A 16,223-nucleotide genomic window follows, 5' to 3' on the forward strand; every position below is an offset into this window, starting at 1 on the left:
GGATTTGAAGCCGACGCTGCATTTCCTGACACAAAAATCAGATGAAACAACCGTTAAGATCTACAATAATCCCCTTAGGAATTCGGGGGAGATTTTATGGCATTTCGTTGGATCGGCAAATCACATGATGGAAACACAGTCACACTGAATAAGCTTGTGGAGTGCCCGGTTAAATTCCCCGAATACGCCACGGACACTTGGCTAAATACCAATCAAGATATCGTTCGCAAAGGCATGGTTTTGGACGTGGAGACAACAGGTCTTAACCAAACTGACGACGTGGTGATTGAAATTGGTATGCGCCAATTCGATTTCAATAAAAATACGGGCGAGATTTTACGTTTAGGTAAATCTTATTCCGCATTCCAAGATCCGGGCCGCCCGCTTTCTCCAGAAATTATCGCGCTAACTGGAATCACCGATGCTGATCTTGAAGGTCAGAAGATTGATTGGGCCCATGTGGATCAATTGATCTCAGAAACTTGCCTGGTGATCGCTCACAACGCAAAATTCGATCGTCCCTTCATTGATCGCAAATCTAAAACCTCTACAGAAAGAATCTGGGGTTGTTCGTTTAAACAAGTCGACTGGAATTCCAAAGGCTTTACCAGCCCAAAACTGGAACTGCTGAACATCTATCACGGCTTCTTTACGGATTCGCATCGCGCCCTCAACGACGTCGACGCCCTTCTTTATTTGCTAAGTCATACTGCACACGACACAGATAAAACGTATTTGCATGAACTGACTAACAATGCCAAACGCATGATGACCCATGTGATTGCAAGCTCCGCTCCTTTCGAATCCAAAGAGCATTTAAAAACTCGCGGTTACTCGTGGGATAACACCAATCGCTTCTGGTCTAAAATTATCTTTAAAGACGATGTGAAAAACGAAGTGACCTGGCTTGAAGACACCGTTTACTGCGGCCCCTTCAATGGCATTCAACGCGATATCGCGTTGATGGATAACTTTAAGTAATTATTGAACGGAAAGAATTTCGTACTCACGAACCTGGTCGCCCTGCTCAACCACGGCGACGTCTCCTTCGCGAAGATCCAGCAGTGCCTCCCCCAGAGGGCTGCTGGGAGTGACGATCTGAATGCGTTTACCGTCGAAGGTCACATTCACACCCCCACCATGAGTCATCATGAGCAGAAAGCTGTTCTTGCCACTGTGTTCAACTTCGATCAAGGCCGTGCCAGCGATTTTATCGTCAGGACCGAAGTCCTTGATATTCACGTGAGTTAAAATCACCAGAAGTTCTTTAATTTCAGAAATACGTTTCGCCTGACCTCGCGCTAAGTAAGAGGCCTCCAGGCTACGCGTATCGTATTGGTTCTCAGGCTTAGCTTCCTCGCTGGTGGCGGCTTCGATGGATGCCTTTGCGGCAGCCGTCAGACTTTCTAAATCTTTCTCAAGTTCCATTCGAATTTGAGCTATCAATTTTCTCTTATCCACAAGGCCACCTCAATGCTACAATAACTCCTTTAGAGTGTCTGATTTAAACAAGGATTGCAATATGTCTGATTCGTTTCTTGCTATTGACTTTGGAACCAGCAACTCCCTGGTGGGCGCATTCCATAATGGAAAAACTCATGGGGCACTTCCGCTGGATCACAAGGCCGCAGATCCGACATTAATGCGAACACTTCTATATTTTCCAAATCCCGATCTTTGTTATTACGGCGCGGAAGCGATCGAGCAATACATCGAGCAGGATATGGAAGGCCGCTTATTCCGTTCTTTCAAATCCCACTTACCGAATCAAAGCTATTTGGGCACGGTGATCGACAATCGCATCGTCACCCTTGAAAATATGGTGGGTATTTTTTTGCTAGAATTAAAAAAGCGCGCTGAAAAACATTTGAACCATGAAGTTACCAAAGCTGTGATCGGCAGACCCGCGCGTTACTCGATGGATCCCGTGGCAGATGGTTTTGCTTTGCACCGAATGGAAAAGGCCGCAAAGATGGCTGGCTTTACCGAAGTTCAATTTGTTCCAGAACCCTTGGCCGCGGCCTTTGACTATCGCAAACAAATCACTCAGGAAAAAATCGTTATGATTGGCGACTTTGGCGGAGGAACCTCGGACTTCACTTTGATTCGCTTGCGCGCCGAAGGTTTTGATAACAAAGACGTACTGGCGATTGATGGCTGCCCGATGGCGGGTGATGCCTTGGATTCGGTTTTCATGAGTCACCGTTTGAATCAATATTTCGGCGCAAAATCTCGTTATCGCCTGCCGATGAGCAATAATGTTCTGACGATGCCACCAGCGGTATCACAAAAATTGAATCACCCTGCGCACATCGTGCACCTGAAAGAAAAAGACACTTACGAATTTATCCGTGAAGTGAAAAAGTGCTCATTAACGGCTCAAGACAAAGAAGCCATCGAGCGTTTGTTTATTTTACTGGAGGACCAACAGATCTTCCCATTCTTTGAAGCGATTGAAAAAACCAAACGCGGGCTTTCCGCTTCTGAAGATTTTGACTTTAGCTTTGATTACCCGGAAATCGAAATCACCGAGAAATTCACGACCACGCAATTCGTTGATTGGGCGATGAACACCCGCGAAAAGATCTTTGAAGGCCTGGATCGCTGCCTGGAATCTGCAGGGGTCACTGCAGAACAAGTAGACTTAGTGTGTCTCACTGGCGGAACAGCCAAAGTGCCTTTTATTCAAGGTGAGCTGGAAAAGCGCTTTGGCAAAAACAAGCTTCAGACCCAGTCCCACTTCCACTCCGTGCTTTCGGGCCTGGTAGAATCGGCTAGCTTCTGGGCAAACGGTCAAAAGGTCACTTAATTTTCAGCTCATATTCATCCTGTTAGACTTTAAAGGCTGTCATCTAAAACCATGACAGCTGTCTAACTTTTTCGTCTCTCCCTTCGGTATTTTACAATTGGCCCTGGCCCCCAAGTTGCTTTGTCTCATTGTACGAACACGCTCTGGGGAGGGCTCAATGATGAAAGCACATGTTTATATCAACGGTATCCACGCACTGCCACCACAACTTAAAAAAGACAAATCACTGAAATCAGAAATTGTCGATAATCCGTATGAATTGCGCGATAAAATGAAAGACGAAACGATTGCGGAAAAAATCATCGTCGCTTTTCTGCCCTTTTTGGAAATCCGCCACTATGAACTGTACATGCACCTACAAAAAACTACTCCGAACCTTAAGATCTTTTTTATCGTGAGTGAACTTTCCAGCAATATGCGCATTCGCCTGCGTGCCGACAATAACTTTGTGGTGATGTGGAAAACGGAAGAAACTAATCTGGTCAAAAATATTCACAAATATCTGGATGGCAAATCTGTGGAGTCACGTCAGGATCGCAGAGAGCATGCAACCTCCAAGGGTCTTTTAAGTCCTTCGAAGTTGCCACTGGGGCATCAAAACAAAGGTTTTCAACCGATTCTGGGCGGAAGTTTCGAAAATCTCTCGCCCCATGGAACCTGCATGAAGATTCAAGCTCCATTTTACGAGCACAAAGACTTCGTGAACCTGACTTATCAAAATAAAGAGGGCGAGTTTGTTTCGCTAGAAGGCCAAGTGCGTTGGTCCAAGTGGAATACAGACACGAAAACGCAAGAACTGGGAGTGCAATTTCTCTCTTCCGTCATAGTTTAAAAAAATTTAATGTACGTTTCTTTCCGCGGGAAGTTATAGATCGTTAACTCCCCTTCCCGCGTCTCTTTTCTTGCATGCGTTCACAAAACGAAGTTTAATCTATCCATGATTGAAGCATTAAAAGAAAAATCTGAATTAATCACTTGGGCCCTTCTGATCACCCTGTCGGCACTTTTCCTTTACATCAATTTACCATTCTTGGTGCCTCTGATTTTGGCGGGCATCTTTGCGATGGGATTAATTAACTTCGTCAACCGCATGGCTGCAAAAACTCGCGCACCACGATGGTTGTCAGTTCTGGGAATTGTATTAGTCGGTTTAGCTTTGATTTGGATTCCTATTTCTTTGGCACTGTATCGTATCGGTGTTCACTTAAGTGCTCCACAGGAATTTCAGTCTTCACCAATCATGACTCAGCTTAAAGGTCTGCAGGAATCAGGTCTTAATCTTTTGAAACAAGCGACGGAGTGGACTGGATATGACCTGGTGAAACCAGCTCAAGGCATGATGACGAATGTCTTTGGCAAAGTTGGAAATTGGGCCTTGGCTTATTCTTCAGACGTCGTGGCACAACTGCCGGGTATTTTATTTAATTTCTTTATCTTTGTTTTGTTTTTGTACTTCCTGCTTTTAAAAGCGGCGCAAATCAAAGAATTCGTCATTCGCTATAGCATCGTTGACGACAACTTGACCGAATCTCTGATCAAGCTTGCTAAGGACTCTTGTTCGGTGACTTTGTTTTCGACCTTTGTAATCGGCTTGATTCAAGCCTTCTTCATCGGCATCGGCGGATTGATTTTCGGCGAGGGAGATTTCTGGTTAGTCGTGACCGTGACGTTCGTAGTTTCCTTTATCCCGATCATTGGAGCCGCCCCAGTAGGTTACTTGCTTTCAGCACTTGCCTTTATTGGTGGTCGCACAGGATCTGGTATCGGTATGGCCGTGATCGCAACGATCGCGGGAACCATCGACAACGTCTTAAAACCATTTTTTGTGGGGAACTTGGGCGATCAAAAAATCTCCCCCCTGGTGGGCTTTACGTGTGTTATTGGTGCCATTGTGATGTTTGGTATTTCCGGCTTGCTTCTTGGCCCAGTGATCATGAATCTCGCTTACGGCGCGATCCCGTTGCTATTAAAACACTTAAAGCACAACGGTTCGACATTCTTTACTCACGACACCTAATAGCTCCCCAGAGCCAACGAAAACTCCCCCCAAATTTGAATACCTTTACAAAACGGCAAGGCTTCTTGCCGTTTATTCTTCGTTAACTTTGCGTTTACCAGAATCCGTGCACTAATTAGAAAAATGATTGGTGCTATCTTTAATTCATAGTAACTCCCCCCCAATAAAGGAATTTATCTATGAATAAGTTTTTAGTATTTACTTTGGTTATTTTTGTTCAATCACTTGGCTTTGCTATGACAAATGCGAAAAAGTTTGAACTAAAGCTAGGCGAACCCGGATCTCGCTTGATGGCAGATGGCCACGCACCCAACGGCGCGCCTTGCAAACTTGATGTCACTTATATTGGCCTCTCTACCGACGATAAAGAAGGTTTTGGATTAGACGGCGTCTTGCGCTTGGGTTTCCATAACGGACAAGTTGGAACGAATGCGTGGGGAACAGCCTTTTTTGATTCCAAAGAAAACACGGACGACACAATCCTGTTAGTTCAGAACTTCACGCACAGTACGGCAAAAAGCCGCGTCCTTATTACATTCGGTGATAATGGCGATCCGATTTACGCAAAAAGCAAATTCACTAAGTTTCTGAAAGAAACCAAAGTGATTGAGTGCAAGATCGAAAAGTACAATTATCTACCTCGTTAATTTTCATTCAATAAAACAAAAAAGGCAGGATCTCTCCTGCCTTTTTATTTCACCCGTCGTTGAGAAAGTGTGTCTTCACCTCTGGCGCGAACTTTTAGACTTTCTTTAGGAAGGATTTGAAGAAGTCGTTTCCTTTGTCGTCGACGATAATAAACGCTGGGAAGTCTTTCACTTCGATCTTCCACACGGATTCCATGCCTAGCTCTGGGAAATCCAGAACTTCCACTTTCGTGATGCATTCTTTGCCCAAACGCGCAGCTGGACCACCGATGGAGCCTAGATAGAAGCCACCGTGCTTTTTACAAGCGTCTGTGACCTGTTGGGAGCGATTGCCCTTGCCTAGCATGATCATCGAACCACGCAGACCTTGGAACGTATCCACGTAAGGATCCATACGCTCTGACGTCGTTGGACCGAAGGATCCTGATGCATAGCCTTTAGGAGTTTTCGCAGGTCCCGCATAGTAAACGGCGTACTGCTTAAAGTAATCAGGGACGCCTTCGCCGCGATCGACTTTTTCCTTAAGCTTAGAGTGCGCAATATCGCGCGCCACGATCATCGGACCGTTTAGCATCACACGAGTAGCGACCTTCAGCGATGAAAGGATTTTCAGAGTTTCATCAATCGGTTGATTCAAATCAATGCTGATCGCTTCAGCTGCTGTGTCTTGCAAGTGATTTGGCAAGTACTGCTCTGGGTGAAGCTCCAATTGCTCAAGGAAGATACCTTCGCGAGTGATTTTGCCACGGATATTACGATCCGCAGAACAACTCACGCCCACACCAATGGGACAGCTGGCACCGTGACGAGGCAGACGAATCACGCGCACATCATGTACGAAGTATTTACCACCAAATTGCGCCCCGATACCGCTTTCGCGCGCCCACTTCTCGACATTTTTTTCCATCTCAAGGTCACGGAACGCACGGCCCCCCTCAGATCCTGAAGTGGGAAGTCCATCGAGATAACCCGCAGAAGCATATTTTACGATTTTCAAAGTTTCCTCGGCGGAAGTTCCACCCACACAGAACGCCAAGTGATACGGAGGACAGGCCGCAGTCCCCAAAGAAACCAAAACTTCTTTTACGAATTTCTCAAATCCTTCCGGATTCAAAACCGCTTTGGTTTTTTGATGCAAATATGACTTATTGGCAGAACCGCCACCCTTAGCCAGAAACAAGAAGTGATACTCGTCACCCTTTTCAGAATAGATATCAATTTGTGCTGGCAAATTCGTCCCGGTATTTTTCTCGTCAAAGAAAGTCACCGGAGCCATTTGCGAAAAGCGCAGGTTGCGTTTTTGGTAAGTGTTAAAAACACCCTTAGACAAATACTCTTTGTCATCAAAGCCCGTGAAAACGCTTTCACCTTTTTTACCCACCACGATTGCCGTTCCCGTATCCTGACACGAAGGAAACTCCATTTGCGCCGCGATGATCGCATTTTTCAATAGATCCACAGCAACGAAACGATCATTCGCAGAAGCCTCAGGATCCTGAAGAATGTGTTCAAGCTTTTGCAAGTGCGCAGAACGAAGCAAATGTGAAACATCACTTAAAGCTTCTTGCGCAATTAGTTCCAATGCTTCGGGTGCGACGACTAAAACTTCGCGCTCGCCCAGCTTTTGCACACTCACGTGATCTGAGGAAATCTTGCGATATTGGGTTGTATCTTTTTGCTTTTCATAGAGAGGAAAATACTTAAATGACATGCAATTGAGAATACGCTTGCGAGCCGCTCTCCGCAAGGCTTGATGCGGACGCGCGCAAGCCCTCGGTTGGCTTTTTAGGTGGGACTTATAGGGTGGGACTTCGAACGCCGCGATTACGGCAAAAAATTTGTGGGACCAGGGCTCTCTGTGCGTTCGAGAGGGGTCCAAGGACCTTCCGAGGGAGGAGAATCAAACTTGTTGTCTCCTTCTGAAACCCAACATATCAACCTGGACCTATAAGCACAAAACGATAATATTTGTCTCATCCATAAGTTTTGCTTATGGATGGATAATGCCGAAACTGAGCCTTATTTGAGGAAGTTTCTGTAATTTCTCCATGAGAAATTCCATTTGTGAATGATAGCCACCCTATGAATATCTTGATGCGCTGAATTTATAGCCATCTGAGAGCTAAAATAGCGAAAACCTAAAGATTGTTAAGCGATTATCGCACCTCCCCCGATTGCATAATTTATATTTATCGCTTACCTTCAGCTCGCAAATTTACATTTGGAGGCTTTCCATGGCTTTAGCTCTCGTGGGACTGTGTCTTGCTGCGGTAATTTTTTTATACTTCAGCAACAATCCGTTGAATCATTCACGCAAGTTTATGATTCGTCGCTTCGTTAACTGGTTCCCGTTGGGCATGTCCTATGCCTTCTTGTACATGGGCCGTTACAACCTGAACGTTTCCAAGAACGCCTTGGGCGATATGATGACGAAAGAACAATTCGGTATCATTTTCGCCGCCGGGACCATCACTTACGGTCTTTCTTTCCTGATCAACGGTCCCATCGTCGATAAAATCGGTGGTAAAAAAGGGATCATCATCGCAACCCTGGGTTCATCGATCATGAACTTACTGATGGGTGGAGCGACTTACCTTTATCTAATGGGTCGTTTGAAAACAAACATGGTTGTGGCTTTCTCCATCCTGTTTGCGATGAACATGTTCTTCCAATCTTACGGCGCCGTTTCCATTATTAAAGTAAAAGCTTATTGGTTCCACGTTCGTGAGCGCGGGGTCTTCGGAGCGATCTTTGGTACTTTGATTTCTTTCGGTGTGTACTTTGCATTCGACTGGGGTCAAGCGATCGTCGAAGCTTCCAAGCTTCACATCGAAGGTCAAATGACAGCCTTCCAATCCTTTATCCAACACATCTTTGCGATCGACACAGGAACTACGAATGCCACTTGGTTGGTATTCACGATCCCAGCTTTCATTTTGATCTGCTGGGCCCTGATCGACATGGTTCTTTTGAAGGACTCCCCTCAAGAAGCTAACTTCGGCGAATTCGATACAGCCGATGCTTCTTCGGATGACGACGAAAACGTTAAAATCACAATGGGCTTGGTACTTAAAAAAGTTTTCTCTAATCCCATCATGTACACGATTGCCTTGGTAGATTTCACTTCCGGTGTTCTTCGTAACGGTATCATGCAGTGGTATCTGGTTTTCGCGCACGAGATGAAAGCGACAGACGAAGCCTTCTATAATGCTTCCGAGTTCTTCGTTAAGAACTGGGGCTTGCTACTATGCTTAACCGGTATCATTGGTGGCTTCATGGCCGGCATGATGTCTGACCGCTTCTTCCAATCCCGCCGTGGGCCGCCAGCGGCGATCAACAACGTGATTATGATCTTCCTTTTGATCTTGATGTCGATTTTCCTGACGAAAGAACCCAACATCGTGGGTGGCTGTGCGATCTTGATGACTCTGGCAGTTATCGGCGTTCACTCTTTGATGTCTGGTACAGCTGCTGCTGACTTTGGTGGTAAAAAAATGACGGCGACTGCTTCTGGTATCGTGGATGGTTGCGTGTACTTGGGTTCAGGTATCCAATCATTGGCGATTGGTTACTTGTCTGCGAAAAGCTGGCATTATTGGCCATTGTTCCTTCTGCCGTTCTCTTTCTTGGGCTTGTACCTTTCTCTTCGCATGTGGAATGAACTTCCTGAAGCGACGAAGAAGTACATCCTGAAACAAGAGCAGGAAGCTGCTAAAGAACAGGGAAAGACTTTAGGTAGCGAATCCCCAGCTACCAACTAAAACAAAATCAAGGCTCACTTCTGTGAGCCTTTTTTGTATCCTCACACAAAGATCTTCGCTGGTCTTGCCCTCCCCCCACCTTATCGTGCGCAATAAAAAGGTCTAACTTGCGCCGGGAGGTCGGAATGAGAATCATCTGGGCTATGGATGCCTTTGAAGACAATAAAGAGCTCAATCAAAGAATGGCTTCATATCTAAGCCGCCTACATGAAAGCACCGGCGCAGATATAGAACCCGTTTATCTTCTTCGAGAAAACGAAATCGTGCTCCCCAGTTATGAAGTTCCGACGTGGGTGACAGATCACTCCCGCACCGCGGAAGCACTATTTAAAGAAGTCCTGGGCGATTATGACTTAAGCTTCTTGCTTGAACCCAAAGTCATTCCCCATGCCTCACAATCTCACGCTGGCGCTGCTGAAACGCTCTCGGCCTATGCCGACCGCACCCACGCTGATCTGATCGTGGTGGGCAGTCATGGACGCCAGGGCTTCCAACGCTTCCTCTTGGGAAGTTTTGCGGAAAGTCTGCTTTTAGAATCAGATGTCCCGGTTTTTGTTGTCGGCGCACACACCACGCAAAAGCCAATTTCAAATATTCTGTTCCCGACAGAGTTCGGTGATCACTCCAAAGAAAACTATCGCCATGTTTTAGATCTGGCTAAAAAGTTTAATGCCGAAGTAACTCTGTTTCACTGCATCGCCCGCCCGATTGAAAGTCTGTTCGAGATGGACACGCGCCCGCGCGTTTACAACTTTAAAGGCAAGATGCTGACCCTCGAACAAATAGTCCAGCAACAAATTGAGCACCAATCCCAGCGCGCCGAACACTGGATCTCTTGGGCACGCAGCGAAGGTGTGGTGGCGCAATATCACATTGATAGTTCCTATAAGTCTGTGGATGAGGCGATCTTGGAAGCTATACCCCAGCACGATGTTGGTTTGGTGGTGATGGAAGCACAGAGCGGACCGTTAAGTTCTGCCATACTAGGCAGCTTCACTCGCAACGTGGTTCGCCAGGCAGAATGTCCGGTGTATGTTCTGACTCGTCACTTTTACGATCATGTGGAAGATCGCTTTGGCGATGCAGCTGCGCCTTAAATTAAATTTGAACATGAGAACTAAAAAAGGGCTCCAGAGGGAGCCCTTTCGTTTTTAGAACCTTATGCGACGCGACCCTGTGTGGGGCGCATGGATGGTGGAAGTTTTTTATAAGCGTTATTCAAATGAGTTTTCAAAGTCGCTTTCGAGATAAAGAGTTTATCAGCGATTTGTTGATTCGTCATTCCTGAGGTCACCATGCGCATGATGCGAATTTCACTAGGAGTGAGACCTTTATTCACGAAGAAAGCTTCTTGAGCGGCTAGCTTCTCGGCTTCGTTTTTAATTGGGTAAAGGAACGTCATCACATTCTCGCCGTCTTTTACCAACATCACATCGACGAATTGACCTTCAATGTGCTGGCCTTTGTGAAGCTTCATGCCATCTTGGATCGGCGAAGTCTCTTCCACCTGCTTCATCATCTCTGCACACGCGGTATTTCCGCAAACACCCGGTGCCTTAGAACCACAAGTCTTCTGCGAAGCTTCGTTCTGAAATAGAACTTCATTTTTACTATTGCGGATACAAATACTAAGTTTGTCACCTGTGCACATTTGCAGATCCTCCATCCAACTAAGTATATTATGTCATTTACCGCCTAAAACCGAGGATGATCTCGATCATGTTTTCTTGAACTTTTTTAAATGTGAGGTCCAAGGTCGATTGCACAATGACTAGGCATGGCGGACGAGAGGGTTTCATATTGCAAGATCACAGGAGCTTGCTTGATTTATTACTAAAATGTAAGAAGGAACCTAAGGATTCTCCTCTGGAATCTCATGGAAATCGTGAAACTTATGTGCGAATAATCCGTATAAATTTCGGAAAAATGCCGTTTTCCGGGTGGATTTATTGCGTCCATGTAATAAACGAGCCGCAATTTGATGCCGTATCAGAATAAGCCAATGGTTCAGAAAAAATTCTCGCATGTACCCCATGCCGACTCCTTGGTACTGCTAATTGATACTTGAACTACTGGTATTGAATATTAAACCGCTCTGACCGAATATGAACCTGAGCCAAGTTAATAAAACCTCAGACAAGGAGGAAGTATGGGTGCCAGTCCAGTAAGCCACTCGAATCCGGATAAAAAGTATATGTTGAAAATTCCGGTGCAAAAACGCTCGAAAGAAACAGTGGCGAGCATTGTTGAATCCTGTGCACGACTATTAGTACAGGAACCATATCACGCAATCACTACAGATAAGATTGCGGAGATGGCCGGTGTAAGTATCGGATCGTTATATCAGTTCTTTGCAAACAAGGAAGCCATCGTCGCGGCGGTTATCGATGATCTTCTGCAAAAAGACTTGATATATATTGAAGAGAACTTAGCAAAACTAACGACACATGACTTGGATACTAAAATCCACGCATTTATCGATATCGGTTTTGCGCGTTTCCATGACAATCGCCCTCTAAGAACAGCCCTTCAAGGCGTTCAAGGAATGCTCGATTATTGGGAAACTCGCCGCGTGTTCTTTGAACATTATCAAAAAGCCGTGTTAGCGCATATGCCGCAAATCCCAGGGCGCGATCGCGAGATGATTGCACTGTTCATTGTGAGCAGCTTCAATAACATCCTGCAATTAAGTCTTTTGGGTCCACAATCTCCGGAAAGAGAAAACGAAATCAAAAAAGAAGTGTTCATTTTGATCAATCGTTATCTAAAACCTTAGTCATAAGAAAAACCTTGTGACTTTATAAATCCTCCTCGTATGCTGAATGTATCGAGGGGGATTTTTTGTTTAAAGCAGTACTGCAGTGGTTTGGTTTGTCTTTAGTTATCGGCGCTCTGGCCGGAACTGCCTCTGCGGGATTCTTAGCTTCCCTTGATTTCGTCACTAAAACTCGTCTTGAATACCCTGCTCTACTTTTCTTGCTGCCCGTCGCGGGAATATTAGTCGCGTGGCTTTATCATCGTCATGGAAAAGCTGTGATGGCGGGAACGGATTTAATTCTAGATGAGATTCACAGCCCCAAACAAGTCGTTCCCTTGCGCATGACTCCTCTGGTTTTACTTGGGACTTTGATCACTCATCTTTTCGGTGGCTCCGCGGGACGCGAAGGCACTGCTGTGCAAATGGGTGCCTCACTATCGGACCAGCTCACGCATGTGTTTAAGTTCGAAGGACAACAGCGAAAAATCTTGTTGATGGCGGGCATCTCTGCCGGGTTTGCCTCTGTATTTGGAACTCCCTTGGCAGGAGCGATTTTTGGTTTGGAAGTTTTGCGTGTGGGTCGCCTCCGCTATGCGGCCCTGTTGCCCTGCTTTGCTTCGGCGATCATCGCGGACCGCGTGACTTCTTTATGGGGCATTCATCACACTGTTTATAAAATTTCAGAATTCGCACCTTTAGAATTAGCTCCTCTGGGTTATGCGGTTTTTGCGGGGATTGCTTTTGGTTTGTGCGCGCGACTTTTTTCACAAAGCCTGCACCATATGATTCGTCTTTTTAAAAATGGCGTGAGTAATCCGATGGTACGCGCCTTTGTCGGCGGAATCATTGTGATTGTTCTGGCCGCTTTGATGCAATCGGATCGCTATTTGGGATTGGGCTTACCCGTTATCGTTGAAACTTTTAATCGACATGTTCCAGCCTATGACTTTATTTTAAAGACCTTGTTCACCGCGGTCACCTTAGGCTCCGGATTTAAAGGTGGCGAGGTCACGCCGTTATTTTTTGTGGGTGCGACATTAGGCAATGCTTTGTCTTGGATTCTTCCCTTACCAATGTCACTCTTAAGTGGAATGGGATTTGTGGGAGTTTTCGCAGGCGCAGCCAACACACCTCTGGCGTGCACAGTAATGGCCATGGAGCTTTTTGGAACTCAAGGCGCCGTTTTCTGTGCGATTGCTTGCATCGTTAGTTATCTCTGCTCGGGTCACAAAGGCATTTATCATTCGCAAAGAATTGGGGTAAAAAAGCATGTTGAAACAAATTAAAACTCCCTTTACTGAAATGATGGGAATTGATTTTCCTATCATCGCAGCTCCGATGTTTTTGGTAAGCAATGCGGATATCGTCTCTGAAGCCAGTGAAGCTGGTGGTATTGGCACCTTCCCCGCTTTGAATTATCGCCCTTTGGAAAATTACGCCGCTGCTTTAAAAGAAATGCGCGAAAAAACGAAAAAACCGATTGGGCTTAACATTATCGTTAATAAATCGAACACGCGCCAAAATGATGATTTAAGAATCGCCTTGGATCACGGGGTGAATCTTTTCATCACTTCTTTGGGCAATCCTAAAACTGTGATTCAAGAAGCCCATAAAAATGGCGCTAAAGTTTTTTGTGATGTGACGAACCTGGATCACGCTTTGAAAGTTCAAGACTTGGGTGCGGATGGCGTAATCGCCGTCGGCGCGGGCGCTGGGGGTCATGCGGGCCCCATCTCCCCTCTGGTTTTGATTCCTTGGCTTAAAACTCGCTTGAATATTCCTATCATCGCAGCCGGCGGTATTTCTCATGGCTCAATGATAGCTGCATGTATGGCACTGGGAGCTTCTGGCGTCAGCGTGGGAACCCGCTTTATCGCAAGCAAAGAAGCCAACGTCGATCAAGCCTACAAAGACGCCATTATCAAATCCACGCCAGAAGATATCGTGATGACGACACGAGTGTCGGGCACCCCTGCCGCCGTGATCAACACACCTTACGTGCAAAAAATGGGTACGGACTTACCTTGGGCAATGAAGGTTTTAAAAGACCACAAACTTACAAAAAAATATATGGTCCCGTTGATTCACTTGATGGGTATGAAGTCTTTAGAAGAAGCTGCGGTGAAACCAACTTGGAAAACAGTTTGGACTGCAGGACAGTCCGTGGGCTTAGTCGAAGAAATTCTGACGGTGCGTGAGATCTATAAAAAACTGATTTCTGAATACGAAGAAAGCGTGAATAACTTAAACCAACTCGGCATCAAATAGGTGCCAGGTCCTGTTTCTTGTTGCACGCAGCCGAAGTGCTTGTTCGCAAAAAAAAGACACAGAGTTCTGTGTCTTTTTTTTATAAACTTTTGCGCATTTTCTTATGCGGAAGACCCACTTCACCAAAGGTTTCACCGACGACCTCATAGCCAAGCTTCAAATAAAACGGAACGGCCGTTTCGCGAGCATTCAATTCGATTTCTTTATATCTCAACTCTCGGGCCTTGGCTTCAGATGCTTCAACCAGAATTCTGCCAACACCGGTGCCTTGAGCATGCGGATCGACAGCCACTTGGCGCATCTTCACAACCGTGTCGCTGACTTTTCTTAAAAGCAGGCACCCGAACAAAGCTTTGCCGCGAAAGGCACCCAAATGAACGTCGTCTTTCTCGGCACGCAAATCTTCTTGGGAAAATTTAAGTCCCAATGGTTTTCGCAAAACTTCATGCCTTAGATTAACTTCTAGCTGGTACTCGCTGGAAGCATATTTGATCTCTTTAACTTCGATACCCACAAGGAAAACCTCAGAAATCAGTTTAAGACTTCAGTGATCTATTACGAACCGACAAAGTCAGCTCATACGTCATGACGGGCTCTTGGCTTTTGCTTGGAACAATCGCGTAGCCTTTCATTTTTCTTTCCAGACGTTCTGGATTTTTCTTAGCCTCTTCGATCAAAGATTTTACAGCTTCCACTTCATCACAGATAAAATGAACATCGCCATCCGCGCGCTTTCCATACTGCGCAGTAAAGTCTTTAAAAATGAAATCGATCTTTTGCTTGCTTTCGGCGATCACCTGCACCGCCGGGGCTGCGATAGAAAGTTCTGCGCCTACTCCCAAAGCACCAAAGTACATCGAGTTCAGATGATTTTTTGTGCGATAGCCCAATGGAATTTTGATTACGAACTTCTTATCCGTCATCTCAACCACTTTAGGGCCGATGAAAACTAAAAGAGGAATTTTTAAAAGACCATAGACAGCTAAGAAGGCATTAAATTTGAAAATTTTTGTATTCATGCCCTTTATCTTAAGACTCGAGACCAGAGAAGGGCCAGCACTTTTCACTGAGGGCGGACTATTTTGACATTTTCCACTTAGAAGGAGACAATATCCTTAGACAGACAGCTCTCACGGGAAGCGGATCCCTCAGTTCTCATTCCCTCTGAACACACTTCCCCTTGACGGAGCTGATCTCATAGACCCCCGATTCAAGTTCGCTTAAGGAAGAACTTTTGCAACCGGGGGTTTCCTTTTTATCTCCCCAGCTCCGATGCGGCCTCGAGGGAGAGGTACTTATTTAATTTTTTAATTTAAGTCGACGCGCCATCCAGGGCTCAACCGTCGCCCGCCTTTGGCGGGTTCGCGGATGTCAAGGGCTTCTGCCCTTGCCCCTTCGGGCTTCGCGCAAAAATAGCATCCTGCTATTTTTGACTATGCGCCGACGGAGGTCGACTTACATAAGTACCTCTCCCTAGCAGCCTTCGAAACTGGGATTCGAACGGGAGATCCCAATGAGGGCGCGTAGGAATTTCATTGTAATTTTGTTCGGTTTTGTACGTGGACCGTTGGGCTCTGTTTGGAATATTTTTTGGGCAACGGAGGTATTGATTTATGAAGGCTTTTTTGATGATCGTTTTGTTGGGTTTTGGGATTAATGCTCGCGCGGATCAGGTGTTTTCTATTCGGGCTTGTTCTAGTTACTTTAAAGCTACGATTGAGGACCATGCAAAGTCGGCACAGCAGAATTTTACTGATAAAGCCAATCGTACTTGCCAGGGATTGGGGTCTTTGACTTGGGATGTGATTGAAAGCCAGACACATTCTGCTTTTAATGTCCCGGTTTATTGTATTTCTGGAAAGATTCTTTGCTACCAGTAGGTGACTAACTTTTTAACATGGATCCGCAGATTGGGAGCGAAGGGGCTATTTCTCCCCTTCATTTCTCTTATAGTGAAGCTGTC

Annotated in this window: 16 protein-coding genes; 11 read left to right on the forward strand and 5 right to left on the reverse strand. The window is 45.7% G+C overall.

What is annotated here, in order from left to right; genetic code table 11:
• The first annotated feature begins 96 nt into the window (after positions 1 to 96).
• A complete protein-coding gene (locus DOM22_RS11460) occupies positions 97 to 981 on the forward strand; it encodes a 3'-5' exonuclease (protein WP_142700505.1) in 885 nt (294 codons plus the stop codon).
• Here DOM22_RS11460 and DOM22_RS11465 read toward each other — a convergent pair whose 3' ends face one another.
• Positions 982 to 1,461, reverse strand: a complete 480-nt coding sequence (locus DOM22_RS11465) for a GreA/GreB family elongation factor (RefSeq protein ID WP_142700506.1) — start codon at positions 1,459 to 1,461, stop codon at positions 982 to 984.
• A 61-nt stretch (positions 1,462 to 1,522) separates the two neighbouring features.
• Between DOM22_RS11465 and DOM22_RS11470 the strand changes: the two genes are divergently transcribed.
• From DOM22_RS11470 to DOM22_RS11485, 4 genes are all read left to right on the forward strand, one after another.
• The gene (locus DOM22_RS11470; RefSeq protein ID WP_142700507.1) at positions 1,523 to 2,809 is read left to right on the forward strand and encodes an Hsp70 family protein; all 1,287 of its coding nucleotides are present in this window, start codon (positions 1,523 to 1,525) and stop codon (positions 2,807 to 2,809) included.
• Positions 2,810 to 2,966: 157 nt separating this feature from the next.
• Positions 2,967 to 3,641 carry a PilZ domain-containing protein gene (locus DOM22_RS11475; protein ID WP_142700508.1) on the forward strand — a complete coding sequence of 225 codons (675 nt, stop codon included), beginning with the start codon at positions 2,967 to 2,969 and terminating at the stop codon, positions 3,639 to 3,641.
• A gap of 105 nt (positions 3,642 to 3,746) precedes the next feature.
• Positions 3,747 to 4,826, forward strand: coding sequence for an AI-2E family transporter (locus DOM22_RS11480; RefSeq protein WP_142700509.1), 1,080 nt, complete (start codon positions 3,747 to 3,749; stop codon positions 4,824 to 4,826).
• Positions 4,827 to 5,005: 179 nt separating this feature from the next.
• Positions 5,006 to 5,473 (forward strand): hypothetical protein, encoded by a 468-nt coding sequence (locus DOM22_RS11485; RefSeq protein WP_142700510.1) that lies wholly within the window; start codon positions 5,006 to 5,008, stop codon positions 5,471 to 5,473.
• A gap of 94 nt (positions 5,474 to 5,567) precedes the next feature.
• Here DOM22_RS11485 and DOM22_RS11490 read toward each other — a convergent pair whose 3' ends face one another.
• Positions 5,568 to 7,184 carry a fumarate hydratase gene (locus DOM22_RS11490; protein ID WP_142700511.1) on the reverse strand — a complete coding sequence of 539 codons (1,617 nt, stop codon included), beginning with the start codon at positions 7,182 to 7,184 and terminating at the stop codon, positions 5,568 to 5,570.
• A 523-nt stretch (positions 7,185 to 7,707) separates the two neighbouring features.
• On the opposite strand from DOM22_RS11490, the gene DOM22_RS11495 reads away from it, so the two are divergent.
• Both DOM22_RS11495 and DOM22_RS11500 read left to right on the forward strand, forming a co-directional pair.
• Positions 7,708 to 9,234: an MFS transporter gene (locus DOM22_RS11495; protein ID WP_142700512.1), complete on the forward strand. Its 1,527-nt coding sequence runs from the start codon at positions 7,708 to 7,710 to the stop codon at positions 9,232 to 9,234.
• A 125-nt stretch (positions 9,235 to 9,359) separates the two neighbouring features.
• Entirely contained in the window at positions 9,360 to 10,331 is a 972-nt protein-coding gene (locus DOM22_RS11500; RefSeq protein WP_142700513.1) for a universal stress protein, read from the forward strand.
• 62 nt (positions 10,332 to 10,393) lie between these two features.
• On the opposite strand, the gene DOM22_RS11505 is transcribed toward DOM22_RS11500, so the two are convergent.
• A complete protein-coding gene (locus DOM22_RS11505; RefSeq protein WP_246845601.1) occupies positions 10,394 to 10,885 on the reverse strand; it encodes a helix-turn-helix transcriptional regulator in 492 nt (163 codons plus the stop codon).
• Between the two features lie 498 nt (positions 10,886 to 11,383).
• On the opposite strand from DOM22_RS11505, the gene DOM22_RS11510 reads away from it, so the two are divergent.
• The 3 genes from DOM22_RS11510 to DOM22_RS11520 all read left to right on the forward strand — a co-directional run bounded on the left by DOM22_RS11510 (position 11,384) and on the right by DOM22_RS11520 (position 14,260).
• The gene (locus tag DOM22_RS11510) at positions 11,384 to 12,010 is read left to right on the forward strand and encodes a TetR/AcrR family transcriptional regulator (RefSeq protein WP_142700515.1); all 627 of its coding nucleotides are present in this window, start codon (positions 11,384 to 11,386) and stop codon (positions 12,008 to 12,010) included.
• A gap of 65 nt (positions 12,011 to 12,075) precedes the next feature.
• Positions 12,076 to 13,278, forward strand: coding sequence for a voltage-gated chloride channel family protein (locus tag DOM22_RS11515; RefSeq protein WP_210415617.1), 1,203 nt, complete (start codon positions 12,076 to 12,078; stop codon positions 13,276 to 13,278).
• Positions 13,262 to 14,260, forward strand: a complete 999-nt coding sequence (locus DOM22_RS11520; protein ID WP_142700517.1) for a nitronate monooxygenase family protein — start codon at positions 13,262 to 13,264, stop codon at positions 14,258 to 14,260. The genes DOM22_RS11515 and DOM22_RS11520 overlap by 17 nt, the downstream gene beginning before the upstream one ends.
• Before the next feature lie 79 nt (positions 14,261 to 14,339).
• Here the strand turns inward: DOM22_RS11520 and DOM22_RS11525 are convergent, their stop codons facing one another.
• The gene (locus tag DOM22_RS11525; RefSeq protein ID WP_168196637.1) at positions 14,340 to 14,774 is read right to left on the reverse strand and encodes a GNAT family N-acetyltransferase; all 435 of its coding nucleotides are present in this window, start codon (positions 14,772 to 14,774) and stop codon (positions 14,340 to 14,342) included.
• 22 nt (positions 14,775 to 14,796) lie between these two features.
• Positions 14,797 to 15,279 (reverse strand): DUF4442 domain-containing protein, encoded by a 483-nt coding sequence (locus DOM22_RS11530; protein WP_142700519.1) that lies wholly within the window; start codon positions 15,277 to 15,279, stop codon positions 14,797 to 14,799.
• A 594-nt stretch (positions 15,280 to 15,873) separates the two neighbouring features.
• Here DOM22_RS11530 and DOM22_RS11535 point away from each other — a divergent pair.
• A complete protein-coding gene (locus tag DOM22_RS11535; protein WP_142700520.1) occupies positions 15,874 to 16,140 on the forward strand; it encodes a hypothetical protein in 267 nt (88 codons plus the stop codon).
• The last annotated feature ends 83 nt before the right edge of the window (positions 16,141 to 16,223 follow it).

Origin of the sequence: Bdellovibrio sp. ZAP7, assembly GCF_006874645.1 — a bacterium.
GTDB lineage: Bacteria > Bdellovibrionota > Bdellovibrionia > Bdellovibrionales > Bdellovibrionaceae > Bdellovibrio.